This is a genomic window from Mycobacterium sp. 1245805.9 (genome assembly GCF_001672915.1).
Classification (GTDB): Bacteria; Actinomycetota; Actinomycetes; order Mycobacteriales; family Mycobacteriaceae; genus Mycobacterium.
Genome location: NZ_LZKR01000004.1, coordinates 177,039 through 202,553, shown reverse-complemented (window position 1 = coordinate 202,553; position 25,515 = coordinate 177,039). Strand labels below are relative to the sequence as shown.

The 25,515-nt window shown below is 68.4% G+C and carries 31 protein-coding genes and 1 pseudogene; 12 read left to right on the top strand and 20 right to left on the bottom strand.

Translation table 11 applies throughout. From position 1 onward, the window contains the following. From A9X00_RS01350 to A9X00_RS01340, 3 genes are all read left to right on the top strand, one after another. Positions 1 to 765, top strand: a 765-nt coding sequence (locus A9X00_RS01350) for an HNH endonuclease signature motif containing protein (RefSeq protein ID WP_067148059.1), incomplete at its 5' end; no start/stop codon positions are given. 106 nt (positions 766 to 871) lie between these two features. Further along, complete coding sequence (locus A9X00_RS01345) at positions 872 to 2,803, top strand: NAD(P)/FAD-dependent oxidoreductase (RefSeq protein ID WP_067148056.1); 1,932 nt, start codon at positions 872 to 874, stop codon at positions 2,801 to 2,803. Positions 2,804 to 2,831: 28 nt separating this feature from the next. Next, on the top strand, positions 2,832 to 3,857 hold the full coding sequence (locus A9X00_RS01340; protein ID WP_067148053.1) for an alcohol dehydrogenase catalytic domain-containing protein: 1,026 nt from the start codon (positions 2,832 to 2,834) through the stop codon (positions 3,855 to 3,857). Between the two features lie 7 nt (positions 3,858 to 3,864). Here A9X00_RS01340 and A9X00_RS01335 read toward each other — a convergent pair whose 3' ends face one another. Together A9X00_RS01335 and dtd are read right to left on the bottom strand one after the other, a co-directional pair. After that, a complete protein-coding gene (locus tag A9X00_RS01335; RefSeq protein ID WP_067148050.1) occupies positions 3,865 to 4,782 on the bottom strand; it encodes a class I SAM-dependent methyltransferase in 918 nt (305 codons plus the stop codon). Positions 4,783 to 4,812: 30 nt separating this feature from the next. After that, on the bottom strand, positions 4,813 to 5,244 hold the full coding sequence (gene dtd, locus A9X00_RS01330; protein WP_067148046.1) for a D-aminoacyl-tRNA deacylase: 432 nt from the start codon (positions 5,242 to 5,244) through the stop codon (positions 4,813 to 4,815). 51 nt (positions 5,245 to 5,295) lie between these two features. Here dtd and A9X00_RS01325 point away from each other — a divergent pair, with 51 nt between their 5' ends. Continuing rightward, positions 5,296 to 5,601: an MTH1187 family thiamine-binding protein gene (locus A9X00_RS01325; protein WP_067148043.1), complete on the top strand. Its 306-nt coding sequence runs from the start codon at positions 5,296 to 5,298 to the stop codon at positions 5,599 to 5,601. Here A9X00_RS01325 and A9X00_RS01320 read toward each other — a convergent pair. The 3 genes from A9X00_RS01320 to A9X00_RS01315 form a co-directional block, all read right to left on the bottom strand. Next, on the bottom strand, positions 5,598 to 6,092 hold the full coding sequence (locus A9X00_RS01320) for a macro domain-containing protein (protein WP_067148040.1): 495 nt from the start codon (positions 6,090 to 6,092) through the stop codon (positions 5,598 to 5,600). The genes A9X00_RS01325 and A9X00_RS01320 overlap by 4 nt on opposite strands. An 81-nt stretch (positions 6,093 to 6,173) precedes the next feature. Further along, complete coding sequence (locus tag A9X00_RS30440; protein ID WP_156771873.1) at positions 6,174 to 6,317, bottom strand: hypothetical protein; 144 nt, start codon at positions 6,315 to 6,317, stop codon at positions 6,174 to 6,176. A 26-nt stretch (positions 6,318 to 6,343) separates the two neighbouring features. Continuing rightward, a complete protein-coding gene (locus tag A9X00_RS01315; protein ID WP_067148037.1) occupies positions 6,344 to 7,720 on the bottom strand; it encodes an adenylate/guanylate cyclase domain-containing protein in 1,377 nt (458 codons plus the stop codon). 48 nt (positions 7,721 to 7,768) lie between these two features. On the opposite strand from A9X00_RS01315, the gene A9X00_RS01310 reads away from it, so the two are divergent. After that, a complete protein-coding gene (locus A9X00_RS01310) occupies positions 7,769 to 9,064 on the top strand; it encodes a competence/damage-inducible protein A (protein ID WP_067148035.1) in 1,296 nt (431 codons plus the stop codon). Positions 9,065 to 9,066: 2 nt separating this feature from the next. On the opposite strand, the gene A9X00_RS01305 is transcribed toward A9X00_RS01310, so the two are convergent. After that, a complete protein-coding gene (locus tag A9X00_RS01305; protein WP_197515010.1) occupies positions 9,067 to 10,341 on the bottom strand; it encodes an MFS transporter in 1,275 nt (424 codons plus the stop codon). 53 nt (positions 10,342 to 10,394) lie between these two features. Here A9X00_RS01305 and A9X00_RS01300 point away from each other — a divergent pair, with 53 nt between their 5' ends. Both A9X00_RS01300 and A9X00_RS01295 read left to right on the top strand, forming a co-directional pair. Next, complete coding sequence (locus tag A9X00_RS01300) at positions 10,395 to 11,462, top strand: amidohydrolase family protein (RefSeq protein ID WP_067148030.1); 1,068 nt, start codon at positions 10,395 to 10,397, stop codon at positions 11,460 to 11,462. A 29-nt stretch (positions 11,463 to 11,491) separates the two neighbouring features. Beyond that, positions 11,492 to 11,884: a phage holin family protein gene (locus A9X00_RS01295; protein ID WP_067148027.1), complete on the top strand. Its 393-nt coding sequence runs from the start codon at positions 11,492 to 11,494 to the stop codon at positions 11,882 to 11,884. A 3-nt stretch (positions 11,885 to 11,887) separates the two neighbouring features. On the opposite strand, the gene A9X00_RS01290 is transcribed toward A9X00_RS01295, so the two are convergent. The 7 genes and pseudogenes from A9X00_RS01290 to A9X00_RS01260 all read right to left on the bottom strand — a co-directional run bounded on the left by A9X00_RS01290 (position 11,888) and on the right by A9X00_RS01260 (position 16,859). Then, complete coding sequence (locus tag A9X00_RS01290; protein WP_067148023.1) at positions 11,888 to 12,670, bottom strand: enoyl-CoA hydratase/isomerase family protein; 783 nt, start codon at positions 12,668 to 12,670, stop codon at positions 11,888 to 11,890. Then, positions 12,667 to 13,659, bottom strand: a complete 993-nt coding sequence (locus A9X00_RS01285) for an FAD-dependent oxidoreductase (RefSeq protein WP_082974613.1) — start codon at positions 13,657 to 13,659, stop codon at positions 12,667 to 12,669. Before A9X00_RS01285 ends, A9X00_RS01290 begins: the two co-directional genes overlap by 4 nt. A 16-nt stretch (positions 13,660 to 13,675) precedes the next feature. Beyond that, entirely contained in the window at positions 13,676 to 14,152 is a 477-nt protein-coding gene (locus tag A9X00_RS01280) for a hypothetical protein (protein WP_067148021.1), read from the bottom strand. A 310-nt stretch (positions 14,153 to 14,462) separates the two neighbouring features. After that, positions 14,463 to 14,915, bottom strand: a pseudogene (locus A9X00_RS31580) (Fur family transcriptional regulator); the annotation flags it as partial. Positions 14,916 to 15,233: 318 nt separating this feature from the next. After that, positions 15,234 to 15,728: an SRPBCC family protein gene (locus A9X00_RS01270; RefSeq protein WP_067148018.1), complete on the bottom strand. Its 495-nt coding sequence runs from the start codon at positions 15,726 to 15,728 to the stop codon at positions 15,234 to 15,236. Then, positions 15,728 to 16,357: a nitroreductase family protein gene (locus A9X00_RS01265; protein ID WP_067148015.1), complete on the bottom strand. Its 630-nt coding sequence runs from the start codon at positions 16,355 to 16,357 to the stop codon at positions 15,728 to 15,730. Before A9X00_RS01265 ends, A9X00_RS01270 begins: the two co-directional genes overlap by 1 nt. A 19-nt stretch (positions 16,358 to 16,376) precedes the next feature. Further along, positions 16,377 to 16,859, bottom strand: coding sequence for a carboxymuconolactone decarboxylase family protein (locus tag A9X00_RS01260; RefSeq protein ID WP_067148012.1), 483 nt, complete (start codon positions 16,857 to 16,859; stop codon positions 16,377 to 16,379). A 199-nt stretch (positions 16,860 to 17,058) separates the two neighbouring features. Between A9X00_RS01260 and A9X00_RS01255 the strand changes: the two genes are divergently transcribed. From A9X00_RS01255 to A9X00_RS01245, 3 genes are read left to right on the top strand one after another with little or no spacing between them, the layout of a single operon-like run. After that, positions 17,059 to 17,748, top strand: a complete 690-nt coding sequence (locus tag A9X00_RS01255; RefSeq protein ID WP_232006638.1) for a hypothetical protein — start codon at positions 17,059 to 17,061, stop codon at positions 17,746 to 17,748. Positions 17,749 to 17,757: 9 nt separating this feature from the next. Then, positions 17,758 to 19,191: a class I adenylate-forming enzyme family protein gene (locus A9X00_RS01250; protein ID WP_067148006.1), complete on the top strand. Its 1,434-nt coding sequence runs from the start codon at positions 17,758 to 17,760 to the stop codon at positions 19,189 to 19,191. 15 nt (positions 19,192 to 19,206) lie between these two features. Then, positions 19,207 to 19,920 (top strand): hypothetical protein, encoded by a 714-nt coding sequence (locus A9X00_RS01245; protein WP_067148003.1) that lies wholly within the window; start codon positions 19,207 to 19,209, stop codon positions 19,918 to 19,920. A gap of 52 nt (positions 19,921 to 19,972) precedes the next feature. Here the strand turns inward: A9X00_RS01245 and A9X00_RS01240 are convergent, their stop codons facing one another. Beyond that, a complete protein-coding gene (locus tag A9X00_RS01240) occupies positions 19,973 to 20,776 on the bottom strand; it encodes an alpha/beta fold hydrolase (protein WP_067148001.1) in 804 nt (267 codons plus the stop codon). Between the two features lie 86 nt (positions 20,777 to 20,862). On the opposite strand from A9X00_RS01240, the gene A9X00_RS01235 reads away from it, so the two are divergent. Both A9X00_RS01235 and A9X00_RS01230 read left to right on the top strand, forming a co-directional pair. Further along, positions 20,863 to 21,195 (top strand): DUF962 domain-containing protein, encoded by a 333-nt coding sequence (locus A9X00_RS01235; RefSeq protein WP_197515008.1) that lies wholly within the window; start codon positions 20,863 to 20,865, stop codon positions 21,193 to 21,195. Then, a complete protein-coding gene (locus A9X00_RS01230) occupies positions 21,192 to 21,740 on the top strand; it encodes a TetR/AcrR family transcriptional regulator (RefSeq protein ID WP_067147998.1) in 549 nt (182 codons plus the stop codon). The genes A9X00_RS01235 and A9X00_RS01230 overlap by 4 nt, the downstream gene beginning before the upstream one ends. Here the strand turns inward: A9X00_RS01230 and A9X00_RS01225 are convergent. From A9X00_RS01225 to A9X00_RS01200, 6 genes are read right to left on the bottom strand one after another with little or no spacing between them, the layout of a single operon-like run. Then, the gene (locus A9X00_RS01225) at positions 21,737 to 22,594 is read right to left on the bottom strand and encodes a lipase family protein (RefSeq protein ID WP_067147995.1); all 858 of its coding nucleotides are present in this window, start codon (positions 22,592 to 22,594) and stop codon (positions 21,737 to 21,739) included. The two genes, A9X00_RS01230 and A9X00_RS01225, sit on opposite strands and share 4 nt — an antisense overlap. A 19-nt stretch (positions 22,595 to 22,613) precedes the next feature. Beyond that, positions 22,614 to 23,207, bottom strand: coding sequence for a YbhB/YbcL family Raf kinase inhibitor-like protein (locus A9X00_RS01220; RefSeq protein ID WP_067147992.1), 594 nt, complete (start codon positions 23,205 to 23,207; stop codon positions 22,614 to 22,616). A 51-nt stretch (positions 23,208 to 23,258) separates the two neighbouring features. Next, the gene (locus tag A9X00_RS01215; RefSeq protein ID WP_067147989.1) at positions 23,259 to 23,702 is read right to left on the bottom strand and encodes an SRPBCC family protein; all 444 of its coding nucleotides are present in this window, start codon (positions 23,700 to 23,702) and stop codon (positions 23,259 to 23,261) included. A 35-nt stretch (positions 23,703 to 23,737) separates the two neighbouring features. After that, complete coding sequence (locus A9X00_RS01210; RefSeq protein ID WP_067148139.1) at positions 23,738 to 24,742, bottom strand: medium chain dehydrogenase/reductase family protein; 1,005 nt, start codon at positions 24,740 to 24,742, stop codon at positions 23,738 to 23,740. Between the two features lie 31 nt (positions 24,743 to 24,773). Further along, a complete protein-coding gene (locus tag A9X00_RS01205) occupies positions 24,774 to 25,178 on the bottom strand; it encodes an SRPBCC domain-containing protein (protein WP_067147986.1) in 405 nt (134 codons plus the stop codon). Beyond that, positions 25,175 to 25,486, bottom strand: a complete 312-nt coding sequence (locus A9X00_RS01200) for a helix-turn-helix transcriptional regulator (protein ID WP_156771872.1) — start codon at positions 25,484 to 25,486, stop codon at positions 25,175 to 25,177. Before A9X00_RS01200 ends, A9X00_RS01205 begins: the two co-directional genes overlap by 4 nt. Positions 25,487 to 25,515: the final 29 nt, after the last annotated feature.

The following is a 25,515-nucleotide window of genomic DNA, read 5'->3' as shown; positions in this document are numbered from 1 at the left end:
CTCGGCGAGCAGGACTTCGACGGCATGTCACGGCTCAGCGGCCTGATCACCCCGGAACTACGCGCCGCCATCGAGGCCCTGCTGGCCAAGCTGGCCGCCCCCGGCGCGGCCAACCCCGACGACGACACGCCTGTCATTGACGACACCCCCGATGAGGACGCGGTGCGCCGCGACACCCGCTCGACGGCCCAGCGCAACCACGACGCCTTCCTCGCCGCGCTGCGGGCCCTGTTCTCCTCCGGCAAGCTGGGCAGCCACAACGGGCTACCGGTGTCGATCGTGGCAACGACGACGCTCAAGGAGCTGGAGGCCGCCACCGGCAAGGCCCTCACCGGCGGCGGCACCCTGGTGCCCATGTCGGATGTGATCCGCTGGGCTGGCCACGCCCACCATTACCTCGCCATCTTCGATGACACCAAGCCGTTGGCGCTCTACCACACCAAGCGGCTGGCCTCACCCGCGCAACGCATCATGCTCTACGCCCGCGATCGCGGCTGCACCAAACCCGGCTGCGACGCCCCGGCCTATCACAGCCAGGTCCACCACATCCAAGGCTGGGCCACCACCTGGCGCACCGACATCGACGACCTCACCCTGGCCTGCGGGCCGGACAACCGGCTCGCCGAACAAGGCTGGACCACCCGCACCAACACCCACGGCGAGACCGAATGGATCCCCCCGCCCCACCTCGACCACGGACAACCCCGAACCAACTCCTTCCACCACCCCGAACGGATGCTCCGCGACACCGACCACGACCCGTAGCGGCTCTTGATCGTCTTCGGCGTCACACGGTAGCGTGGTGCTGCCAATTACGAAACTGTGCGTAGCGTAATTGGTGGCGCCCCGTCTATCGGAAGGAATCGGCTTGATGCGCAGCCGTTACGCCGGCCGTCCGTTCGCCACCTCGACGGCCGAAATCGCGGCCGCGCTCGAGGATGTCAGCATCCCGACGCTGCTGCTGTCGCTCGTCCACATCACCGGCGATCCTCGTTTCATCCGCGACTTCAAGCCCATGGGGATCTTCCTCAACGAGGTCCAGGGGTTCATGTCGGAGGAGGACAAGGCCCGGGCCCGCGCGGCGGCGCTGCCGGTGATCACCGACTACCGGGACCGCGGTTGCCCGGAGCCCGAGCCGCTGAGCCTCGAGCTCATTCGGGAGATGATGGACTGGGCCGCCTGTGAACACGTGAACGACGAGTACCTGCCGCTGATCCTGGAGGAGATGGACCTCGAGGGCGTCGACCCCCGCCGTCCCGCCGCCCTGCCCGCCGAATCCGCCGCCGAGCTCCCCGTCGTGGTGGTCGGGTGCGGCGAGTCCGGCATTCTGGCCGGAATCCGCCTGAAACAGGCCAACATCCCGTTCACCATCGTAGAAAAGAACGCCGGCCCGGGCGGAACATGGTGGGAGAACAGCTATCCCGGCGCCCGCGTCGACGTGGCAAACCATTTCTATTGCTACAGCTTCGAACCCAACAACGACTGGACTCACTTCTTCGCCGAGCAGCACGAGCTGCAGGACTATTTCACCGCGGTGATGAACAAGCACGACCTGGCCGAGCACATCCGGTGGAACACCGAGGTCCTCGCGGCCGAGTGGGACGACGGCGACGGCGTCTGGAGCGTCACAGTGCGCGGCGCCGACGGTGACACGAGCACGCTCACCGCGAGGGCCGTCATCACCGCCGTCGGCCAGCTGAACCGGCCCCATCTTCCCGAGTTCGAGGGGGCCGACACCTTCGAGGGACCGTCGTTTCACTCCGCCGCCTGGGACCACTCGGTCGACCTGACGGGCAAGCGCGTCGCGCTGATCGGGGCCGGCGCCAGCGGATTTCAAATCGCGCCCGCGATCGCCGACCAAGTCGAGAACCTGACGGTGTTCCAGCGGACGGCGCAATGGATGTTCCCGAACACCATGTATCACGACGAGGTCGGCGACGGCGTGCGCTGGGCGATGCGCCACCTGCCGTTCTACGGACGGTGGTATCGGTTTCTCGTGCTGTGGCCCGGCGCCGACAAGGGCCTGGACGCCGCGGAGGGCGATCCGAACTACGCCGATCAGGACTACGCCGTCAGCGACATCAACGCGGCCGCGCGAATGATGTTCTCGCAGTGGATCACCAGCCAGGTCGGCGATAGTCACGAGCTGCTGGACAAGGTGCTGCCCGACTACCCCGCCACGGGCAAGCGGACCCTGCAGGACAACGGCAGCTGGCTGCGGACGCTGCAACGGGACAACGTCGAGTTGGTGCGCACACCGATCCGGCAGATCACGGCGCACGGCGTCGTCACCGAGGACGGCGCGGCGTACGACGCGGACGTGATCGTCTACGCCACCGGATTCCGGCACACCGATGTGCTGTGGCCGCTGAAGGTGCGGGGGCGCAACGGGATTGAACTGCACGAAATGTGGGGGAGCCGCCCGTATGCCTACCTGGGCATCACGGTGCCGGGATTCCCGAACTTCTTCATCGTCTACGGACCCGGAACCCATCTCGCCCACGGGGGCAGCCTGATCTTCCAGTCGGAGCTGCAGATGCGCTACGTCGACCAGTGCCTCAGGCGGCTGGCCGAGCAGAAGCTGCACTCGATCGAGCCGAAGCCCGAAGCCGCCACCGCATGGCACGAACGGACACAGACGCAGATCAAGAAGATGGTCTGGTCGCACCCGGCGGTCAAACACTCGTACTTCAAGAACGCCGACGGCGAGATCCACACCGTGAGCCCGTGGCGACTCAACGAGTACTGGGCCGCGGTGCGCGAGCCCGATTGGTCACAATTTCTTGTGCGAGAAAAAGAGTGAGTGCGACAGGGAAAGTGAGCACACAACCATGCGCACGGTAGTCATCGACGGTCCCCGCAACATCCGGGTGGAGACCCGCCCCGATCCCGCGCTCCCGGGCCCAGACGGCGCCATCGTCGAGGTCACCGCCGCCGGCATCTGCGGATCCGATCTGCACTTCTACGAGGCCGATTTCCCGATGCCCGATCCGATTGCGCTCGGACACGAGGCCGTCGGCACCGTCGTGGAGGTCGGACCGGAGGTGCGCACGGTCAAGGCCGGCGACCAGGTCATGGTCTCCTCGGTGACCGGCTGCGGGCGCTGCCCCGGGTGCGCCACACGCGATCCGGTCATGTGCCACTCCGGGTTTCAGATCTTCGGCGGCGGTCTGCTCGGCGGTGCGCAAGCCGATCTACTCGCCGTGCCCGCCGCCGATTTTCAGCTGCTGCGGACGCCCGAGGGCATCAGCACCGAGCAGGCCCTGCTTTTGACCGACAACCTCGCCACCGGCTGGGCCGCCGCGCAGCGCGCCGACATCCCGTTCGGCGGCACCGTGGCCGTGATCGGCCTGGGCGCGGTGGGGTTGTGCTCGCTGCGCAGCGCGCTTTTCCAAGGCGCGGCAACGGTATTCGCCGTCGACCAGGTCGACGGCCGGCTCGATCGCGCCGCTCGGTGGGGGGCCACGCCGATCAAAGCGCCGGCGGTGGAAGCGATCCTGGCGGCGACGGGCGGTCGCGGCGCCGACGCGGTGATCGACGCCGTCGCCACGGACGCGTCCCTGACCGACGCGCTCAATGCGGTACGGGCGGGAGGCACCGTCTCGGTGGTGGGCGTGCACGATATGAATCCGTTTCCGCTCAACGCGCTGGGCTGCCTGATTCGCAGCATCACGCTTCGGATGACCACGGCGCCGGTCCAGCGGACCTGGCCGGAGCTGATCCCGCTGCTGCGGTCCGGCCGGCTCGACGTCGACGGAATCTTCACCACCACACTGCCGTTGGACGAGGCGGCCAAAGGCTACGCGACGGCCGAGGCGCGGTCGGGCGACGAGGTGAAGGTCCTGCTGACGCCTTGATCGCGGCTCACGCGGAGCGCGTCGCCGTGATGTATTGCGAGTGCATGAAAGCGTCGATCTTGACGTCGACCTCCGGCGGGGTCAGTCCGTAGCCGGCCTGCAGGTCCAGCGTGTTGCGGACCGGTTCGACGGCCCAGCCGTGCGCGACCAGCCAGTCCGACGGGTCAGACTTGGGTTCGTAGGTGAGGGCGGAGAAGTCGACGTCGCCGGACATGTTGACCCCGGGATGGTCGGCCTCCAGGGCGGCGAGCTGCTGGCGGTCCAGCCGCGATCCCAAGGCGCCGATGGCGATTCGGCTGCCGGGCGCGCTGAGCCCGCTGATGCGGGTGAAGAGCGCGTTCTGGGCCTCGTCGGTGAGGTAGGGCAGCACTCCCTCCACCGACCAGGCGCTGGGCGTCTCCGTGTCGAAGCCGGCCTCCTCCAGTCGGCGCGACCAGTCGGTGCGCAGGTCGGCGCCGACCTCGATCCTGCGGGCCTTGGGCATGGCACCCTGCTCGCCGAGGACGCGGGCCTTGAATTCCAGGACCTTCGGCAGATCGACCTCGAAAACCGTTGTGCCATCTGGCCATTCGAGGCGATACGCGCGCGAATCCAATCCGGCGGCCACGATCACCGCTTGCCGGATGCCCGCGTCTCCCGCGGAGGTGAAGAAGTCGTCGAAGAACCGGGTTTGCACGCCGTAGAGGCGGGGAAAGGCCGTCTCGTCCTCGGAGGTTCCCGGATTGGCGAGCACGCCCGCCAGATACGGGTCCTGCGAGGCGGCGATGAATGCCTTCGCGTAGTCGTCTCGGACCAGCGGCTGGCGGCTCACGGCGTGCAGCGCGCGCCATCCCGCCACCAGCAGCGCGGTGTAGCCCACGCCGCTGACGATGTCCCACTGGTCGTCGTCGGAACGAAGCGACCCAAACTCAGGCGTCGTGCTCATAGTTCAGTCATCCCTCCCGGCGGGGCCTCATTAAAGTTCCAACATCACGGTAACCGGGCCGTCGTTCACCAATTCGACGTGCATGTGCGCGCCGAACACACCGGTCTGCACCTCGGCGCCCAGCGCTTGCAACGCCTTCGCGAACGCCGTCACCAGCGGTTCGGCGACCTCGGCGGGCGCGGCCGCGTTCCACGACGGGCGCCGGCCCTTCGCGGTGTCGGCGTACAGGGTGAACTGGCTGACCACCAAGATCGGCGCATTGACATCGGCCGCGGACCGTTCGTCGGCGAGAATGCGCAGATACCAGAGCTTTTCGGCGAGCCGCCGCGCCTTGTCGGGACCGTCGTTGTGCGTGACACCGACGAACGCCAGCAGTCCCTGACCGTCCGGCCGGACGGCTCCCACGACTCGGCCGTCGACCGACACCGACGCCGACGACACCCGTTGCACGAGAACCCGCATGGCCCTCGATGCTGCCAGGCCGGCCCCGAAAAGGCCGAGTAGGCTCGTCACGTGTCCGTGCTCGTCGCGTTTTCGGTCACCCCGCTGGGCGTCGGGGAGGGCGTCGGCGAGATCGTTGCCGACGCGGTTCGCGTGGTTCGCGAGTCCGGCCTGCCCAACAAGACCGACTCCATGTTCACCGTGATCGAGGGCGACAGCTGGGGGGAAGTGATGGCCGTCGTGCAGCGCGCCGTCGAGGCGGTTGCGGCCCGCGCGCCCCGGGTCAGCACGGTGATCAAGGCGGACTGGCGGGCCGGCGCCCACGACGCGATGACGCAGAAGGTGGCCACCGTCGAGCGCTATCTGGCCGACGACTAAGCCTGCACCGCGTCCCGAAACGCCCGCTCGGCCGCGTCGCCGTGGACGGCGAAGATCACCTTCTGCAGCGAGCTCGCCCGGTGCTTGCGGACGGCGTCGACCATCAGCCGCGCCGCGTCCTCGAGCGGGAAGCCGCCGACGCCGGTGCCGAAGGCCACCAGGGCCAGGGATCGGCAGCCGAGTTCGTCGGCCTTGCGCAGCGTGGAATCGGTGGCGCGGGTGATGATGTCGGCGGAGGTCGGGCCGCCGAGTTCCATCGTCGCCGCGTGGATCACGTAGCGCGCCGGCATGTCGCCCGCGGTGGTTTCGACCGCTTCGCCGAGCCCGATCGGCGCCTTCTCGGTCGACTCCCGCTGCACCGCCGGCCCACCCGCGCGGGAGATGGCCGCGGCGACACCGCCGCCGTGCCGCAGTTGGGTGTTGGCCGCGTTGGTGATCGCGTCGACCTCGAGCTTGGTCACGTCGGCCTGCACTACCTCTAACTCGATCATCGGCTCATTGTCGCGCTGTTTTGGGATAGGTTGACGCGACGGGCGCGAAAGTCGGGGCCCACAGGAGGCAGTCATGGCCGATCAGGTCGGCGGGGCCGGGGGGGCGATGGCGGCGCTGGCGGGGCCCCCGGCGAGGGCGGCGCCGGTGGCGCACCCGGACCCGGTGGCCAGCCCGGGCAACCGGGGCAACCTGGCCAGCCCGGGCAACCGGGGCAGCCCGGCCAACCCGGCCAGCCCGGCGCACCTGGCGACTAGCGCCTGGTGGTCGCCTTCTCGCGGACCAACGCGTAGAGCCGCCACACGTCCGGCACGCCTTTGAGCTCATACTCACCGCGCGCTGCGAAGGCGCGCCCAGAACCGGCGACGATGTCGCGCAACGTCGAGGACACCAGCACCTCGCTCGGTCCGGCCAGCGCCGAAACGCGCGCACCGATGTGCACCGACAATCCGGCGATGTCGTTGCCACGAACCTCGATCTCACCCGCGTGAATGCCGACCCGCAGCTCGACGCCGAGCACACGCACCGCATCGACGATGGCGTCGGCAAAAGATATTGCGGCACTGGGACTCACAAACGTCGCGAGGAATCCGTCGCCGGCCCTGTTTCTTTCGGTCCCACCGAACCGCCTGATTTCCCGGCGGACCATGGTGTCGTGCCGGTCGAGCAGGTCTCGCCATCGTTGGTCGCCGAGTTCGGCGGCGCGCTGGGTACCGCCGACGATGTCGGTGAACACGATCGTGGTGAGCACGCGCTCGCTGTCGGAGCCGCCGCGAACACCGGTGATGAACTCCTCGATTTCCCCGAGCATCGGCCCGGCGTCACCGACCCAGTACAGCGAATCTTCGCCCGGCAGTGCGACATAGCGTGAGCCGGCGATGTGCTGCGCAAGGTAACGACCATTGTCCGCCGAGATGAATTGGACGCGATCCCGATGCAGGATAAGCGTTTTCGCGCCGATGCGGGGGAGTGTGTCGCGTACGTCGCTCTCGGTGACGACTTTGCTGACGGCGCGCGCCATGCTCGGCGACGCGGCGCGGTTGCCGGCGACGTCCCACCATGTCCGAAACGCGTCATCGCGGGCGACGCTCGGCGCGACGGACGCGAGCACGTCGAAGCCTTGCTCAACCGCATCCGTCTCCATTGCGACCGTCGTGTAGGGGTCGGTTGCGCTCGGCCTCGAACCGATCGGGTAGTCGGGTGCCCACGAGACACGCGCCGTGCCGTTGACGATCACCAGGCTGCGCACGCGGCCGGGGTAGTCGGCGGCAAGCACCAGCCCGCTCATCGCGTTGTAGCTCGTCGCGAGGACGGCCGCCTGCCCGCAGCCGACGGCATCCATCACCGCGATCGCGTCCTCGGCCCAGAACCTGGGACCGATCATCTCCAGCGACGGCACCCGCGACGACAGACCCATTCCGCGAAAATCGAAGCGGATCACGCGGCTGAACGACGCCAGACGCCGGTAGAAGCGGTACAGCGAGGGCTCGGCGTCGATGGAGTCGATCGGTATCGATGGTCCGGCGAGCAAGACCAGATCCACCGGGCCTTCCCCGAAGACCTGGTAGGCGATGTCGATATCACCGCATTTGGCGTAGCGAATCCGCGGTGCCGCAGACGTCCCGGCCACGGCCTCAGGCTAGTTCAGTCAACCGGCCGAAGACACGCCAGTAGGCTCATGCCGGTGAGCGCACGCGCAGGGATCGTCGTCACCGGAACCGAAGTCCTCACCGGGCGCGTCCAAGACGCGAACGGCCCCTGGATCGCCGACCGCCTGCTCGAACTGGGCGTCGAGCTGGCGCACATCACAATCTGCGGCGACCGGCCGGCCGACATCGAGGCTCAGCTGCGTTTCATGGCCGACCAGGGCGTGGACCTGATCGTCACCAGCGGCGGGCTCGGCCCGACGGCCGACGACATGACCGTCGAGGTGGTGGCGCGCTTCTGTGGCCGCGAGCTGGTCCTCGACGCCGAGGTCGAGGACAAGATCGCCGAGATCCTCAAGAAACTGATGGGCCGCAATCCGGCATTCCAATCCGCTCTTGACCCCGGCACTTTCGACTCCATCCGGGCCGCCAACCGCAAACAGGCGATGGTCCCCGAAGGTGCACAGGTGCTGGACCCGGTTGGCACGGCGCCGGGTGTGGTGGTGCCCGGCAAGCCCGCGGTCATTGTGCTTCCGGGACCACCGCGCGAGCTTCAGCCCATGTGGCACACGGCGATTGAGACGCCCGCCGCGCAGGAGGCGATCGCCGGCCGAACGACCTACCGGCAGGAGACGATCCGGATGTTCGGGCTGCCCGAGTCGGGGCTGGCCGAAACACTGCGCGACGCCGAGAAATCCGTGCCGGGTTTTGACCGCCTGGAGATCACCACCTGCTTGCGCCGCGGCGAGATCGAGATGGTCACGCGCTACGAGCCGGACGCCGCGGACGTCTATGCGCGCCTCACCGAGACGCTGCGCGAGCGGCACGGGCGGCAGATCTACTCCGAAGACGGCTCACGGGTGGACGACCTGGTGGCGCGGTTGCTGCAAGGCCGTTGGATAGCGACGGCGGAGTCCTGCACCGCGGGACTCTTGGCGGCGCGGCTGACCGATCGGGCCGGTTCCTCCGACTACGTAGCGGGAGGCGTGGTGTCGTACTCCAACGACGCGAAGGCGAACCTGCTCGGCGTCGACCCCGACCTGATCGAGAAGCACGGCGCGGTGTCCGAACCGGTGGCCGAGGCGATGGCACAGGGCGCGCTCAAGCGCTTCGGTGCCGACACCGCCGTCGCGATCACCGGGATCGCCGGCCCGGGCGGGGGAACACCGGAAAAGCCTGTCGGCACAGTCTGTTTCACCGTGATGCTCGCGGATGGCCGCACCGATACGAGGACGCTGCGGCTGCCCGGCAACCGCTCCGACGTGCGCGAGCGGTCGACGACGGTGGCGATGCACCTGCTGCTACGCCTGCTCGGCGGCGCCGAATAGGCTCACGTCATTTCGGATGGGATGAAGGCGGTTTCGGCGGTGCCGAAGCGAATCCCCGTGGCGTCCTTGCCGATTAGCGTGAGGAAGGCCACGGCGATCAGCACCGGCACGATCGTCGCGGCCAGCGCGAAAGGATAGCCGTGCGACTCGGCCAGGCGTTCCTGAATGGGCAGGTTGAACGCGGCCAGCAGGTTCCCCAGCTGGTAGGTCACGCCGGGGTACAGGCCGCGGATGGCGTCCGGGGACATCTCGGTGAGATGAGCGGGAATGACGCCCCACGCGCCCTGCACGCAGAGCTGCATCAGAAACGAGCCGAGGCAGAGCATCGCCGCGGTGTGCGAGTAGGCGAACAGCGGCACGATCGGCAGGCCCAACAACGCGCAGAAGATGATCGTGTAGCGGCGGCCGAACCGCTGCGACATGGTGCCGAAGAACAGGCCGCCGATGATGGCGCCGACGTTGTAGGCGATGACGATCCACTTGACGGTCACGCTGGACAGGCCCGCACCATGATTGCCCGTGGCACCCAGGAAGGTGGGGTAGACGTCCTGGGTGCCGTGGCTCATCCAGTTGAAGGCGGTCATCAGCAGCACCAGGTAGAAGAACCGGCGGATGATCGCCCCACTGCGCAGCACGTCGCGGATCCTGGTGCTGGTGAGGCGCATCCGGTCCTGCGCGGCCTCCCAGACCTCGGACTCCTCCACCCGGTATCGGATGATGAGGCTGATCAGTGCCGGGATGATGCTCAAGGCGAACAGCCAGCGCCATGACAGCCCGAGCCAGTTCATCACCAGCAGCGACGCGACGCTAGCCAGCAGATAGCCGAACGCGTAGCCCTCCTGCAGTAGCCCGGAAAAGAACCCGCGCCGCTCCACCGGAACCTTCTCCATGGCCAGCGCGGCCCCCAGCCCCCACTCGCCGCCCATGCCGATGCCGTACAGCAGTCGCAGGATCACCAGGACGGTGAAATTGGGCGCGAACGCGCACAGGAACCCGACCACCGAGTAGAACATCACGTCGACCATCAGCGGGAGCCGCCGCCCGACGCGGTCCGCCCACAGCCCGAACAGCAGCGCGCCGACCGGGCGCATGATCAGGGTCGCCGTCGTGACGAACGCGACCTCCGCCTTGCTGATGTGGAACGTCTTGGCGATGTCTGCGTAGACGAGCACGACGATGAAGTAGTCGAAGGCGTCCATCGTCCAGCCCAGCAGCGCCGCGACGAACGAATTCCGCTGATCGGCCGTCAACTTCTGTCGAGAAGGTTGTGTGGTCACCTGAGCATCGTTGCAGTACCGGGCGGCGATGCGCGAGAGTAAGTTCCGGATACATGCGAATCATCGACGCCGATGGACACGTCGCCGAGAACTCCTCGCTGGCGATCGAAGCGATCAAACGCTGGCCCGACCACGTCAGGCCCAGCACGGACGGGCGGCTGCGGTTGGTGTTCGAGGGCCGCAATTACCCGGAGGACGAGGGCCCGGGCGCGGGTTGCCCGCCCGAACACGGGATCAGCAAGGCACCCGACATCAATTGCCGCACACCCGAGGGCGTGCTGGGCGACGCCGATCGCGATCACATCGACACGATGGTGCTGTATCCGAGCATGGGGCTGTGCGCGCCCAGCCTCGAGGATCCGGAATTCGCCGCGGGATTCTCGCGGCTCTACAACCAGTGGATCGCAGATTACTGCGCGTCCTCGAAAGGCCGGTTGCTCGGCGTCGCCGTCACCCCGATCGAACACGGCCAGGCCGCCATCGACGTCATGACCGAAGCCAAGGAGCTCGGGCTGGTGGCGACGCTCGTGCCGCCGGCGCTCAAGACCCGCAACCTCGACCACCCCGACCTCGATCCGTTCTATGCCGCCGCCGTCGAGCTTCAGATGCCGCTCGGCGTTCACGGCGCTCCGGGCATTCACCTGCCGAAGATCGGTGTGGACCGCTTCACCAATTACATTCAGGTGCACTGCATCAGCTTTCCCTTCGACCAGATGACGGCGATGACCGCGATGGTCTCCGGCGGCGTCTTCGAGCGGCATCCGCAGTTGCGGGTCGCCTTCCTCGAGGCGGGCGCGGGGTGGGTCCCGTTCTTCATCGATCGCCTGCATGAGCATTACGAGAAGCGGGGGGATTGGGTCGAGCGCGGCTGGCGCCGCGATCCGCACGAGTACCTGGCCGCCGGCAACATCTTCGTGACCTGCGAGCCGGAGGAACCGATCCTGCCCGGCGTGATCGACGTGCTCGGCGCCGACTTCATCATGTTCGCCAGCGACTACCCGCACTGGGACGGCGAATGGCCGGAGAGCACCAAGCACCTGCGCACCCGCGCCGACATCAGCGAGGAGGCGCGCGAAAAGATCGGCGGGCTCAACGCGCAGCGGTTCTACAACCTGAACTAAACCGCCCCCGGGGTGGCAGGATCTCCCGCATGGGACCATTCCTGCTTCGCGCCGCGCTGACCGGTATCGCAATGTGGATCGTCACCCTGTTCATGCACGGAATGAGATTCGTCGGCGGCAGCACCACTTTGCAGACGGTCGGCATCATCTTCGTCGTCGCGGTGATCTTCGGTCTGGTCAACGCGTTCATCAAGCCCGTCGTTCAGCTCCTGTCGATCCCGCTGTACATCCTGACCCTCGGGCTCTTCCATATCGTGATCAACGCGTTGATGTTGTGGATCACCGCGTGGATTACCGCGCACACCACCCACTGGGGGCTGCAGATAGACCATTTCTGGTGGACGGCGATCTGGGCCGCCATCCTGCTGTCGATCGTGAGCTGGGTGCTGTCCCTGGTGATTCGCGACGTCACGCGCGCCTGAGGTTCAGCGGGCCCGCCAGCGCGGCGGCCGCTTCTCGGCGAACGCGCGCGGCCCTTCCTTGGCGTCCTCGGTCTCGAAAACCCGGTCGCTGTGCCGTGTTTCGTTGTCGTAAGCCGAATGGAGGTCGAGCGCCAAGCCTTCGACGGCCGATTGCTTCGTCGCGAAGACCGCCAGCGGCGCGTTGGCAGCGATGCGCTCGGCGAAGTCGTAGGCGGTGTCCATCAGTTGGTCCGCCCGGACCACCCGGTTGAGCAGTCCCATTTCCAGGGCGCGCTCCGCGTCCACCATGTCGGCCGTCAGCAGCAGCTCCATCGCCAGCGGGTAGGGCATCTGCCGCGGCAGCCGAACGGTGGTCCCGCCCCCGGCGAACAGACCGCGCTTGGGCTCCATCACCGCGAAGCGCGCCTCGGGGACGGCGACGCGAATGTCGGTGGAGGTCAGCATCTCGAACCCACCCGCGACGCACGTCCCGTTCACGGCCGCGACGATCGGCTTGTACACCGGGAACCGATGCAGGACCGCGTGGATGGCGTCGTCCTTGTTCCACCCGTCGGGCCGGGGCAGGTCACCGGTGAGTTCGGGGATGAATTTCTTCAGGTCGGCGCCCGTGCAGAAGTCCCGGCCGACGCCGGTGACCACCGCGACCCAGGCCGCTTCGTCGTCGCGGAACGCCGCCCACGCGCGGGCCAAGTCACGAAAGTGCGCCATATCCAACGAGTTTCGCGTCTCGGGACGGTTGATCGTGATGGTGGCGACGTGGTCGTCCAGCCGGTAGTCGATGCTCACCGCGCAACTCCGTCGACCAGACGCACCACGTCGCGGGCGCAACCCCACGACAGGGTCACGCCGTTGCCGCCGTGGCCGTAGTTGTGGATGCACAGCGCTTTTCCCGAAGCCCGCCCGAGCGGTTCGACTTCCACTCGCACCGACGGCCGGTGCGGACGGAGCGCGGTAATCGTCTCGATCACTTCGGCGTCACCGAGGCGTGGCTCGATCCGGCGGCACCGTTGCAGGATGCGGTCGGTCACGTCAGGGTCCGCGGTGGTGTCCCAGCGGTCGGCGATGCTGATGCCGCCGCACACCACCCGCTGCGGGTGCGGGAAGAAGCAGGTCCACTCGGGCGCCTCGTTCAGCTCGATAAACAGTTGCCGCAGACCGGGATTGGCCAGGACGACGTGCTGGCCGAACAGGGGCCGCACGGTGTCGTCGCCGGTCAGCGTTTTCGCGCCGAGCCCGGCGCAGTTGACGACGATCGGCGCCGCGTCGGCGGCCTCGGCCAACGACCCGACCGGGCGCGCCTCGATTTCACAGCCGGCCGCGGCCAGGCGCCGGGTCAGGTAGTCGAGGTATTGCGGCATGTCGATCATCGGCATGGTGGCGCGGAAGCCGGCGCCGAAGCCCGCCGGGACGTCGGCCGGGTCGGCCGGCCGCAGGTCCGGGATGAGCTTGGCCGCCGGCGAGGCCGCCTCGGCGCCGATGAATTCCCCGACGGCCAGCGCCGGTGCCATGCGAACGCCGGTGCGGGGATCGTCGGCCAGTTCGCGGAACACCCGCAGGGAGTGCTCGCTCCAACCCAGGGTCGCCGCGGCGCGTTCGGCGGGTCGCGGGGGAGCCCACACCGCGCCGGCCACCGCCGAGGTGGTCTGTCGCGGCATCGCGGCCGCCCACACCCGCACCGGCCAGCCCGCTTCGGCCAGGCAGATGGCCGACGTCAAGCCGCTGACGCCGGCGCCGACGACGACGATCCGCTGCGGGTCACCCGCATCACTTGCCAATGGCCGCGAGCTTCCGTCAGGAATGGGGGGGTTGCTGGCCGTTCTGGCCGCCGAGCAGCCCGTTGAGGATGCCGAGAGTGCCCTGCACACCGGCGGGCGGTGCGCTGGGAGGCACCGCGGCGTCGGGGGTCAGCTGCCAGGGCTGGCAACCCGTCGTCTTGAACGACTTGTCGCCCGGGTCGATCTGCACGACCTGCGGCTTCTTGCTCATGGCGTTGTCGACGAGGTTGCCGTCGGGGTTGCTCGTCCGCTTCCAGTAGCAGGTGCCGTTGCCGACGGGCCCGGCCGAGCTGTAGATGCCCGGCGCGATGTCGCTCCCCACCGCGTAGGTGCCGTCGTGGTCGATCGTCGTCTTCGGCCCCGGCCCCGGCGCCGGCGGCGGTGTCGGCTCCGGATCGGCGCCGGCGACCCCCGCCGATGCCGCCCAGCCCGCAAGCAGCAGCCCGGCGGCAACGAATCGCGCCGAGACGGGCGCTCTCGCCTTTAACCTCATGGAACGACAGCGTACCCGCCTTGGGCGACGGCCTATTTCATATCGATGATGCACCGGGCCCGGGCGGGCCGGCCCTGAAGTAGGACAGTTCATCGCCGAGCGCGCCGGACGTGCTGTTGGCGCCCACGCCGCCAGTCCCGACGCCCACCGGTTTCACCGGGGTATTGACCGGGATGTTAGCCGTGGTCGTCGCCACTGCGACCCATTCCACCGGCGCCGGGGTAGGTAGCGGCAATGAGTGGGTCTCCATCAGCAGAGGGTGGGAGTGGCCCATGCGGGGCGGTTCGTCCGGAACGGGATCGGCTGGGCCGCCCTCCTGCTTGGCCATGGCGTCCGCCGTCACGCAGCTGGGGCACCGGCCCCAGTAGATGACCTCGGCCCCGTCCAGGTCGAAGCCGTTGGTGTCCGAAACGGACAAGCAGGGTGCCGCGCCGACGGCGCAGTCGACGTCCGCGATCGCCCCGCAGGTCCGGCAGACCATGTGGTGGTGGTTGTCGCCGACGCGGGTCTCGTAGCGGGCGACCGAGCCCGGCGGTTGGAACCGCCGCAACAGCCGCACGGCGGTCAGCGCGTGCAGGATGTCGTACACGGCCTGCCGCGACACGTCCGGCAGACAGGAACGCACGGCTCCAATGATCGTTTCCGTGTCGGCGTGCGGATTCAGGTTCACCGAATGGAGCACCGCAATCCGCGGGCGGGTCACCCGCAGATCGGCCGAACGAAGCCGCTCGGCGTAACGCGCCACGGACGGAACTTGTACCAGGCGAATATCTTTTCTCGAATTGATCAATATCCTGACCCCTTCCCTCGGGCCTGGAGAACCCGTGGCGTCCGCCGCACGATGAGAACGGAAATTCACGGCGGAGCCCACGGTAGGGCGCAGTTTCCCGAAATAGTCGGTTTTCGCACAAATCGCGTCACCCTTTTTTAGGCAAGCGTCTAACGGTCTAACCAAACATTCGGTCCGCCGGATAAAAGGCTTCCAGTCGAACGAGATCCGTTTGCCACGCGGACGGACGGTTTGTTCTGTGTCTCGTTTCAGTGGCCAATGTGACAAGCTCCCGCCAGCCCGCGCAGGGCATTACGTCAGGCGGCGCACCTTCCCCGCGTAGCCCAACGCATGCTCGTACACCTCGAGGTTGTCGCGAGAAATCCGCGCGTGCACGGGGCGTTCCAGAAAGAAGCGCAGCACCGGGTTATAGGCGTGGTAGGTCTCGTGGAAGGTCAGCACGGTGGTGCCGTCGGGCTGCTCCTCGAGTTCGTGATAGCCCTCGGCGCGCGACCACAGCGGCGCACCGACCGCCACATAGCGCGACAGTTTGTTGATCTCGGCCTCGGTCACGCTCTCCCAGGACCGCCCCTTGCCGCCGGACAGCAGATACCTGGGCACCGGGAAGATGCAGGTGCGCACCAAGCCCTCGCCGGCCTCGTTGCCTTCGTTGAGGATCTCCATGCTGCCGGTGGGCCAGGTGAGGACCCGCGGTCGCGGCGCGTCGGGCGGCGCCGGCGGGTGAAGCACCCGCCACACCTTTTTCGGCGGCGCGTCGACGTGAAATCGCACGGTGTAGGACTGCATCAGCTGGCTCCCCAGTTATCCCAATAAGTGATCGTCTCCGCCGGCGGGCGCGACGCCGGCCGGAAGTCGGTGCCGACGGTGTAGGCGACCGGGAACAGCGCGGCCTGGGTGGCCGTGGGCGGGATGCCGAGCAACTCGGCCACCTCTTGCTCCTTGGCCAGGTGCATCGTCGTCCACACCGATCCCAGCCCGCGGGACCGCAGGGCCAGCAAAAAGCTCCAGCCGGCCGGGATGATCGACGCCCAGGCCGACGCGGCGGTGAGCAGATTCGAGTTGTCGATGCGGGTGTCCAGGCAGGGGATGACGTGCACGGGCACCCGGGCCAGCGTGTCGGTCAGGGCCAGCGCACCGGCGTAGACCCGCTGGGTCTGGGGATCGGACGCCTCCTTGGCCGCGTACGCGAGGTACTCGGCGCCGACGCTGCGGTAGATGTCGCCGATCGCGGCCCGCTTGTCGGCGTCGGTGATCACCAGCCATCGCCAGTCCTGCGCGTTGCTCGCGGTAGGGGCCTGCATGGCGAGGCGGATGCACTCGAGGATCACGTCGCGACCGACGGGCCGGTTCAGGTCGAGGCGCCTGCGCACCGCGCGTGTGGTGGTCAGCAGTTCATCGACCGAGGCGAGGTCCATTGGGTCCTTCCCGACGGGGTCAGAGGTCGATGGCGCAGGACTGGTCGACACCCAGGACGGTCAGCGAACGGCCCAGGCCGAGGAACACCGCCACGCACAGCGTGAGATCGAGGATCTCCTCGTCGGAGAACGACTCGCGCAGCCGAGCGAAGAACGCGTCGCCCATCGACGCGTGGTCGGTGGCGAAGCGTTCCGCGTACTCGATGGCCAGCCGCTGGCGCGGGGTGTAGCCCGGGTAGCTGGCGTAGGCGGCGACATTGTCGTACAGCTCGGGGGCGATGCCGGCGTCCAGGACCGACTGGGCGCGGAAGTCAGAGCAGGCGACGCAGTCGTTGATCTGGGCGATGCGCATACGGGCCAGCTCCCGCTCCTCGGCCGGCAGCATGCTCTGCTGGTACGCGCCCCTGATCATCCGCTCGACCATGGAGCCGAGCTGGGGTCGTAGCGACCAGATCATGGCGGCTTCGCCGCCGGGGCCATCCGGAACATTGACTCGGGCCATCCGTGAACTCCTGCCCGGGGAACATCGTTACCTAGTGGAGCAAACCAGATTCTCAACTCGGCTGTCTAGGTCGGCGCCCGCATGCGGTCGTGCAAAGGCATACCCGGCGCCGCCCCGAAAATTTGGTTGGCTACGGTCCGTTGATTGAGGGCGCTCATCGGGCGGGCGTCCCGAATCTGGAGGTCTGTGCGTGCTGTTCATGCACGAGGTGCACAAGGTCCGCGGCCGCAGCGAGGATGACTTCGAGGCCGCATTTCGAACAGGCTGGATGCCCATGCTCGCCGCCGGGAACGACGCGCGATTGCTGTGGTACACGAACCAGGCGCATGGCAGTGGACCCGCCTACACGGTGGTCACCATGACCGCCGTTCGCGACGGAGCGGCCTGGGAGCGGCTGACCCAGCGAGTCCAGAAGGGCGACCTGCAGGAGTGGATGCGCCACCTCGACGAGCTGCGCCACGAGGTCGACGCCAAGCTGCTGGTGCCGCTGCCGTGGTCGCCGCTGCAGGACGTCCGCCTCGAGGAGGTGCCGGTCGACGGGCGAGAGCACGAGATGAGCCTCTACATGGAAGACACCATGTGGCCGTACGAGGACAAGTTCGAGGAGTACATCGTCAGATGCGGCGAGGTCTACGCCAAGGGCCTCGACCAACCGTCATCCATGCTGAGCATGCACGCCGCCTTCCAGCCCGCCCTCGGCAGCCACGTGCGGCGCGAGGTGATCCTGATGCAGCGCATCAGTAGGCCGGAGGCGTTGCTCGAGCTGCTCCGCACCCACATTCCCGCCGAATACCGCGCCCCCGGGACCTGGATGTACGACGCGCTGGACCTGCGCGATCAGTGGACCAGCCGGCTGCTGCGCACCTCCACCTGGTCGCCGCTGTATTAGGGACCGCGGATGAAGATCGGGACGATACACGAGGCCGCCGCGACCGGCGATCCCGCCCGGGCTGCCCTGATCATCGACGGGCGCACCATCGGCTACGGCGAACTGGCGACGACGGTTCGGCGCTGCGCGGCCACCCTGGCCGACCGTGGCGTGGCGGCCGGCCAGCGGGTCGCGGTTGTCGACAACGGCAGCCTGATGTCGATCGCGACCTTGCTCGCCGCGGCGCGCCTCGGCGCCGCGGCCGCGCTGATGAATCCCGCGCTGACGCCGCCGGAGCTGCAGGGACTGCTGAAAAACGCCGGCTGCGCCGACGTCGCCGTCGCGGGGGAGCAGTACGTGCAGCGGGTGCGCGACGCGGGTGCAGCGACCGTCCTGACCGTCGCCGACCTCGCGGATGACGCGGCCGAGCCCGGACCGCCCCCCGACGACGGGGAAGCCCTGGTGCTGTTCACCAGCGGCACGACCGGACTTCCCAAGGCCGTCGGCATCTCCGCCCGGCAGCTCAGCGCCCGGATCAAGGGAATGGCCGCGCCGTTCCGGCCGGACGCCCCGCCCGCGGTGGGCATGATGTGTGTCCCCTTCTTTCATGTCGGCGGCGCGCTGGGCACGCTCGGCAGCTTGTACTCGGGCAGCACGTCGGTGGTGCAGCCGCGCTTCGACGCCGGCGAATGGCTGCGGCTGGTGGCGGAGCACCGGGTCACGGCCACCTTCCTGGTACCGACGATGCTGCAGCGCATCCTCGATCACCCCGACTTTGCGACCAGCGACCTGTCGTCCTTGGTCGCCATCGCGTACGGGGCCGCCGCCGCGCCAATTGCCTTGGTGCGCAGGGCAATGGCCGCGCTTCCACACGTCGCCTTCGCCAACGTGTTCGGACAGACCGAGACGCTCGGGGCGTACACGACGCTGCTGCCTCAAGACCACCGGGATGCGGCCCGGGCCGGTTCGGTCGGCCGGCCGCTGCCCGGCGTCGACGTGCGCGTGGTGGACCCCGTCACCGGCGACGACGTCGCGCCGGGAACGGTCGGCGAGCTGTGGGTGAACACCACCCAGAACGTCACCGAGGGGTGGCTGCACACCGGTGATCTCGCCCGCCGGGACGCCGACGGCTACATCTTCCCGTGCGGCCGGCTGAGTGACACGATCAACCGTGGGGGAGAGAAGTTCGGGCCGGTCGAAGTCGAGGAGGCATTGCGTTCCCATCCGGCGGTGAGCGACGTCGCGGTCGCCGGCGTCGCCGACGAGGAGCTCGGCCAGCGCGTCGGGGCGGCCGTAGTTGCTTGCGCCCCAGTGACACTCGAGCAGCTGCGGTCGCACTGCCGCGAGCTGATCGCCTACTTCAAGCTGCCCGAGCGGCTGACGATCGTCGACAGCATCCCGTACAACGCGACCGGCAAGGTCAGCCGCCGTCAGATCGCCGCGCTCATCGCGGATAGTGCCTGAAGTCAGGGAGTGCCAGTGCTGTTTCTTCACGAGACCCACAGGGTGGTCGGCTCTCGGCAGGAGGAATTCGAAGCGGCCTACCGCGACGGCTGGATGCCCATGCTGGCCGAGGGGGACGATGCCCGGCTGCTCTGGTACACCAACCACGCCCACGGCTCCGGGGTGTCCTACAACGTCGTCACCATCACCGCGATCAGCGACGGTGCGGCGTGGGAGAGCCTGGTCCACCGTGCCCAGACCGGCGACCTTCGGCCATGGATGCGCGAGCTGGACAACCTGCGCCACGAGGTGACCGGCAAGCTGCTGCTGCCCGTGTCCTGGTCACCGCTGCAGACGGTCGACCTGGCGACGGTGCCCACCGATGGGGCCACTCATGCGCTGAGCCTGTTCATGGAGGACACCGGCTGGCCATCCGCCCCGCTCGACGACTACATCCGCATGTGGGACGAGATCTACTACCGGGTGCTTTCCAAGGCCCCGCGGCCGATGCGGATCCTGGACATCCAGGCGTGCTTCCAGGTCGCGCATGGGAGCTATCGCCGGCGAGAAGCCATGCTGTGGCAGAAGATTGAAGACGCCAACAACTATGCGGCGCTGGTGCACCTGCTGACCACCGAGACTCCGCCAGAGCACCGTGCGCCGGGCAGCTACATGTACGAGGCCTTGAAGTACCGCGACCAGTGGGAGAGCCGACTGCTGCGCACGTCGAACTGGTCACCCCTGTACTGAATTTGGCGCGGGCGCACCGCCTCCTTCGCGAAACCTATCGTCACGCGCCCGATCACCGCCGCAGGCTGACGGATTCCAGGAAAGGCTGGGCGACGGCGAGAAAGCCGCCGGGATCCGACGAGAAGACGACGTGCCCGGTGTCGAGGATCTCCAGCCGGGAACCGGCGATGGCGTCGTGGGTCGCGCGTCCCGCCCGCAACGGTATGGCGATGTCCTTCTTGCCCCACACGATCAGCGTGGGCACGGTCAGCTCGCCGGCGCGACCGCGCAGGTCGTGCTCGGGCGTGGCGAAGCTGCGCCACAGCGCCGCGCCGGTGCGGACGCCCTCGGGTGTTTTCGCCACCGCGGTCGCGCGCTCGACGATCCGCCGATCGTCGTCGGTGCGGGGCTTCATGTAGCCGCGGACGAAAAGCGGGGCGGCCCGCCGGAACAGCGCAGGCGTGCCGAGCGCCCGGCAGAAGCCCCGGACCACCGGGTTCAACGGCACGAAACCGCCCGTGTTGACCAGGATCAGGCCCCCGACGCACTCGGGCCGATTGATCGCCAGCCGCGCGGCCGCAAACCCGCCGACCGAGTTGCCGATCAGCACTGCGCCCGATACGCCGAGGCCGTCGACGACGTCCTCCAGCACGTCGGCGAAGAGCGGCGCGCTGGCCGACATGGGGGACTCGACCGGATCGGATTCGCCGTGCCCGGGCCAGTCCACCGCGATGGTGCGGTAGCTCCGGGCAAGCGTCTCGACGATCGGGTCGAAGTCGTGCCGGTCATGCAGCGAGGCATGAAGCAGCAAAACGGTTGGGCCACTACCGGATTCGTGGTATGCGACGCGGCCCGCCCGGGTTTGAACAGTCGCCATGGAAGTTCCTCTCAGAATTTTGACCGACTGGTCGGTCATGGCTTACGCTACAACGACAGGACCGCCCTGACAAGAAGGGACCAGCGATGCCAGCCCCGCCGCCCGAAGCGCCGTTTGCCGACAAGATGGCCTACTACCGAACGCAACACACCTCGAAAGGGGTTCGGGCCACGCATCTCGTCGGCACGCCGATCATCGCGGCCGGCCTACCCCTGATCTTCGCCAAGCCGAGGATCGGCGCCGCGATGTTCGTCGGCGGATGGGCCCTCCAGATCGTCGGGCACCGGGTCTTCGAGAAGAACCTGCCCTCGACCCACAAGGGGTGGATCACCTATCAACTCACCGGCGTGATCCACGTCTGCGAGCAGTACGGCGAGATGCTGGCCCGTCGCAGTCAGCGCAGGGTGGCCGCGCGATGAGATCGCCTGAGCCGGGCCGCAATGCGCTGCTGGACGCCGGGCAGCGGCTGCTGGGGTCCGCCGACCTGGCCCGGATCTCCGTGAACGCTATCGTCGCCGAGGCCGGCATGGCGAAGGGCAGCTTCTATCAGCATTGGCCCAGCCGATCGGAATACGTGCGGGCACTTCACGACCGGTTCCACGACGACCTGCAGGACTCGATCGCCGCGGCCGGCGCCGACCTGCCGCCCGGCCGTGAGCGGCTCGAGGCGGGGATGAACGCCTACCTCGACGGCTGCCTGGCCGAGCCGGCCACCAAGGCGTTGCTGGTGCAGTCGCGCACCGAGGCCGGGCTGAGCGATTTGGTGGCCGCCCGCAACGAAAGCGCGGCCGCGCAGATTGTGCCCGACCTGGTCGCGCTCGGATGGACGCCCCCGGAACCGGTCGCGGTGCTGCTCGTCGCGGCCGTTGCGGAGATCGCCCTGATCGAGCTCGACGCCGGCAAGCGCGACAAACGGTTGCGTCGCGGGTTGCTTCGGCTCGCCACCCGGACGCCGGCGGACTAGGTGGGCTTGCAGGCGGGTTGCAGGGGCAGGACCGGGCCGCCGGATTGCAGCGACAGCAGATGCAGATAGGTCGCGAGCGAATGTTCGCATGGCACTGAGTATTTGACCAATGCCTTGGGCGGCAGTGGCACCAGCCGAACCGGGTTCAGCCAAAACCGGGTGAGCACGTGCTCGTACTCGACGGGTGGAGGTAACGCCGGGACGATGTCCAGGCGGTTTGCGATGCGATAGGAGTTCTTGACCACCTGGTCGTAGGTGCGGGCGAACAGCGAATCCCCGGTGCGCGGACTGCTGTAGGTGTAGACGGCCGGGGCGCTGAACCCCGTGTTCGCCGCCAGGTCGAGGGCCAACAGCGTCGCCAGGGCTCCTCCGAGGCTGTGACCGCAGATCGCCACGGCGCCAACGGCTTGCGGGAACGTAAGCTCCGCGAGTCCTTTGACGACGGTAGGCGAATCCGGTCGGGTTCCGGTCCGCAAGGACTCGTACATCTCGGTGAAGCCGTCTTCCGTGTGGCCGGCCCCGGCCAGGAAAGGGCATGGCACCAAACCGAATTCGGCGTCGTGGATCCATTCCAGCCACCCTTCGGTGCCGCGGATCGCGATCACGACGTCGCCGCTCTTGTCCTCCTGGCAGATCAGCCCGATGGAGACCTCGTTCTCGGCGCGGCCGGGATTCATGTCGGTCGCCAGATCGTTGGCGTAGATCGTCGTGACGACGGTGTAGGCGACGCCGCCGGCGCTCAGGGCCTGCCCGGCCTTGTTCGTCAGATCGCCCGGCGGTGTCGCGGCGGTCGCATTGACGAGCTGGCCGAATTGTATTGCCCGCGTTACGTCTAACGTCGGCTGTGCCGGCATGGCGCCACCGCTGGGGTCATCAGCCTTCGAAGGTTCCGGTGAATTGCGCCTGGGCCGCCGCCGCCTTCGTGATCGCCTGCGCCGCCGGCGCCCCGGCCAGTCCCGCGGGGAGCTGGTAGGTGGCGGGAAGCTGATAAAGGGTGAACCGGTAGTGGTGCACCCCGGTGCCCGCGGGCGGGCAGGGCCCGCTGTAGCCGGCCTGCCCGGCCGAGTTCGGCAGGCTGCTCGCTCCGGCCGGGGTCTGGCCGTCCGCGGTGCTCCCGGGACCGGGTGGGATGCCGACGACGATCCAGTGCACGTAGGGACCGCGCGGCGCGTCGGTGTCGTCGACGACGAGTGCACCGCCCAACGGCGCCGACCACGTCAACGGTGGCGCGACGTTGGCTCCCTTGCAGGTGTACTGCGCCGGGATCGACGCGCCGTCGGCGAATGCCGGGCTGCCGATGGTGAGCGGACCGTCGCCAGGCGCCTGCGCGACGGTCCGGCCGAGGGTCGTCACCTTGGGTGTCTGCGGGGCGGTCGAATGGCTGCCCCCCTGGCCGCCGCAGCCGGCCAGCGCGACGAGGAGCGCCAGCCCGGCGGTGACCGGCGCGAAGCGGTGAAGCGATTCCATACAGGACAGTGTCGCTCGCCGACGGCCAGTCGGGAAGGACTCGTCCGGAACCTACTTGCCGCCCTTGACTTGAAGCACGCGCTTGCGCAGGCCGTCGGTCGCGGTTTCCATCAGGCCCTTGGCCCCCCTCTTGACCAGGAATCCCGGGACCGGGGCGGAAAGGTCCACGGTCAGATCGAAACGCACCCGGGTGGAGTCGCCGTCGGGCGTCAGGGTGTAGCGGCCCTCCTGTGCGCGCTGCTGTTTGGAGCTCTCCAGCGTCCAGCCCACGCCGTCGTCGTACGCGGAGTAGTCGAGCACCTGCTCGTCGCTGACACCCACGATCTTCACCGTCTGCCGCGATCTGCTCGGATGGCCCTCCTCGTCGCGTTCGAGGATTTCGACCTTCTTGTGAAACGAGGACCACTCGGTCAACGACTCGAGGTCGAACAGCACGTCCATGATTTCGTCCGGCGTCGCGTCGATGACGACTTCGCGGGAATCGGAGATAGCCATAACGGATTAGATAGCCATTGTCGCGGCGCCAAAACTCAGGGCACCAGCACGACCTTGCCGATGTTCTCCCGGGCCGCCAGGATCCGGTGCGCTTCCGGCGCCTGGGCGAACGGGACCGCCGCATGCACGACGGGCGCGATCGTGCCGTCGTCGAGCGCCTTGGCCAGAGGCGTGATCCAGGGCTCGAGCGTGCCGCGGTCGTCCCACAGCCGCAGCATGTTGATCCCGATCACGGCCTTCGACTCCGAGAGCTGGTCGAGCAGGTTGAAACCGCGCAGCATCGCCAGGGCATGCGGCGCGGCCGCGCGCAGTGAGCGCTTCTCGCCGTGTTGCATGTTCGAAATGCCATAGCCCACAAGCCTTCCGCCCGGGCGGAGCAGCGCGTAGGACCGCCGCAGCGACGTGCCGCCGAGCGCGTCGAGCACCAGATCGTAGGGCTCCAGGCCCTTCCACCAGCCGTCGCGGCGGTAGTCGATGGCCCGGTCGACGCCGAGCTCGGCCAGCTTCGGGTGCTTCGCGGGCGACGCGGTGCCGTGCACCACGGCCCCGGCGGCCTTCGCGAATTGGACGGCGGCGATGCCCACCCCGCCGGCCGCCGCGTGCACCAGCACGCGCTCGCCGGCGCGCAGGGATCCGTAACCATGCAGCGCCGCCCAGGCGGTCGCGTAGTTCACCGGGACGGCGGCGCCCTGTTCGAAGCTCACCGCGGCGGGCAGCGTGACGGTGTCGTTCGCCGCCACGTTGACCACCTCGGCGTAGCCGCCAAATCGCGTGCCCGCCAATACCCGCTCGCCCACGCGGCCGGGGTCGACGCCGTCGCCGACGGCCTCGACCGTCCCGGCGACCTCGTAGCCGACCACCGCCGGGAGCTTCGGCGCATCGGGATACAGGCCGACGCGGGCCAGGTGGTCGGCGAAGTTGACGCCGGCCGCCCGCACCGCGACCCGCAACTGCCCGGGGCCCGGTGGCGGCGGGTCCGGTCGCTCCTGGACCCGCAGGACCGACGGGTCGCCGTGCTTGGTGATGACGACTGCGCGCATCGTGTGATGGTCGCACACGCCGCCGAGCGCCTCAGGCCCGCGCGACGGTCCCGGCGAGGCGGGGGAGAACGACGTCGCGCCAGCCGGGTCCCATGCGCTCGAAGGCCTCGACCATCCTGGTGTCGTCCAGGTCAAATCCGCTGTGCTCCAAGAACACCCGAGTGCCGCCGCCTTCCGGCTCGAGGCGCCAGGTCAGCGTCCAGGCCGCGGTGAACGTGTAGACGAAGCGGTGCGGGGGATCGACCTCGAGCACCTTGCAGGGCTGCTTGCCGTAGCCCGGCATGTCCAGGGTGAACTGATGGCCGACCACCGCGGCCACCTCACCCTCGGCCCACCACAGTCGCATCAGCTCCGGTTCGGTCAGCAGCCGCCACACCTTCGCCGGCGGCGCCGCGACGAATTGGTCCACGCGGATCGTTGCGGGCGTCTCGCTCATTCCAGCTCCTCTGCCGCCTCGGCGAGCCCGGCCAGCCGGGCGCGCCAGAACTTCTCGAACGGATGCAGCCACTCACCGAGCTCCGCCAGCGGTTCGGCGGTCAGCCGGTAGATGCGCCGGCGGCCCTGCGGCTCGTCGGCCACCAGCCCGGCGTCACGCAGCACCTTGAGGTGCTCGGCGATGGCCGGGCGGCTGAGCTCGAACCGGTCGCTGAGTTCGCCCGCGGACAGAGGGCGCCCGGCGAGGATCGCCAGCAGTTCCCGGCGCACCGGGTTGGCCAGGGCGAGAAAGACGCGGTCGGCGGCCACCCGCGCAATATATGTCGGAAAATTCCGAC

Coding starts and splice junctions, on each gene's coding strand:
- A9X00_RS01345 (WP_067148056.1), top strand. CDS start 872: ATGCGCAGCCGTTACGCCGGCCGTCCGTTCGCCACCTCGACGGCCGAA.
- A9X00_RS01340 (WP_067148053.1), top strand. CDS start 2,832: ATGCGCACGGTAGTCATCGACGGTCCCCGCAACATCCGGGTGGAGACC.
- A9X00_RS01335 (WP_067148050.1), bottom strand. CDS start 4,782: ATGAGCACGACGCCTGAGTTTGGGTCGCTTCGTTCCGACGACGACCAG.
- dtd (WP_067148046.1), bottom strand. CDS start 5,244: ATGCGGGTTCTCGTGCAACGGGTGTCGTCGGCGTCGGTGTCGGTCGAC.
- A9X00_RS01320 (WP_067148040.1), bottom strand. CDS start 6,092: ATGATCGAGTTAGAGGTAGTGCAGGCCGACGTGACCAAGCTCGAGGTC.
- A9X00_RS01310 (WP_067148035.1), top strand. CDS start 7,769: ATGCCGGTGAGCGCACGCGCAGGGATCGTCGTCACCGGAACCGAAGTC.
- A9X00_RS01300 (WP_067148030.1), top strand. CDS start 10,395: ATGCGAATCATCGACGCCGATGGACACGTCGCCGAGAACTCCTCGCTG.
- A9X00_RS01295 (WP_067148027.1), top strand. CDS start 11,492: ATGGGACCATTCCTGCTTCGCGCCGCGCTGACCGGTATCGCAATGTGG.
- A9X00_RS01280 (WP_067148021.1), bottom strand. CDS start 14,152: ATGAGGTTAAAGGCGAGAGCGCCCGTCTCGGCGCGATTCGTTGCCGCC.
- A9X00_RS01270 (WP_067148018.1), bottom strand. CDS start 15,728: ATGCAGTCCTACACCGTGCGATTTCACGTCGACGCGCCGCCGAAAAAG.
- A9X00_RS01265 (WP_067148015.1), bottom strand. CDS start 16,357: ATGGACCTCGCCTCGGTCGATGAACTGCTGACCACCACACGCGCGGTG.
- A9X00_RS01260 (WP_067148012.1), bottom strand. CDS start 16,859: ATGGCCCGAGTCAATGTTCCGGATGGCCCCGGCGGCGAAGCCGCCATG.
- A9X00_RS01255 (WP_232006638.1), top strand. CDS start 17,059: ATGCACGAGGTGCACAAGGTCCGCGGCCGCAGCGAGGATGACTTCGAG.
- A9X00_RS01250 (WP_067148006.1), top strand. CDS start 17,758: ATGAAGATCGGGACGATACACGAGGCCGCCGCGACCGGCGATCCCGCC.
- A9X00_RS01240 (WP_067148001.1), bottom strand. CDS start 20,776: ATGGCGACTGTTCAAACCCGGGCGGGCCGCGTCGCATACCACGAATCC.
- A9X00_RS01235 (WP_197515008.1), top strand. CDS start 20,863: ATGCCAGCCCCGCCGCCCGAAGCGCCGTTTGCCGACAAGATGGCCTAC.
- A9X00_RS01230 (WP_067147998.1), top strand. CDS start 21,192: ATGAGATCGCCTGAGCCGGGCCGCAATGCGCTGCTGGACGCCGGGCAG.
- A9X00_RS01225 (WP_067147995.1), bottom strand. CDS start 22,594: ATGCCGGCACAGCCGACGTTAGACGTAACGCGGGCAATACAATTCGGC.
- A9X00_RS01220 (WP_067147992.1), bottom strand. CDS start 23,207: ATGGAATCGCTTCACCGCTTCGCGCCGGTCACCGCCGGGCTGGCGCTC.
- A9X00_RS01215 (WP_067147989.1), bottom strand. CDS start 23,702: ATGGCTATCTCCGATTCCCGCGAAGTCGTCATCGACGCGACGCCGGAC.
- A9X00_RS01210 (WP_067148139.1), bottom strand. CDS start 24,742: ATGCGCGCAGTCGTCATCACCAAGCACGGCGACCCGTCGGTCCTGCGG.
- A9X00_RS01205 (WP_067147986.1), bottom strand. CDS start 25,178: ATGAGCGAGACGCCCGCAACGATCCGCGTGGACCAATTCGTCGCGGCG.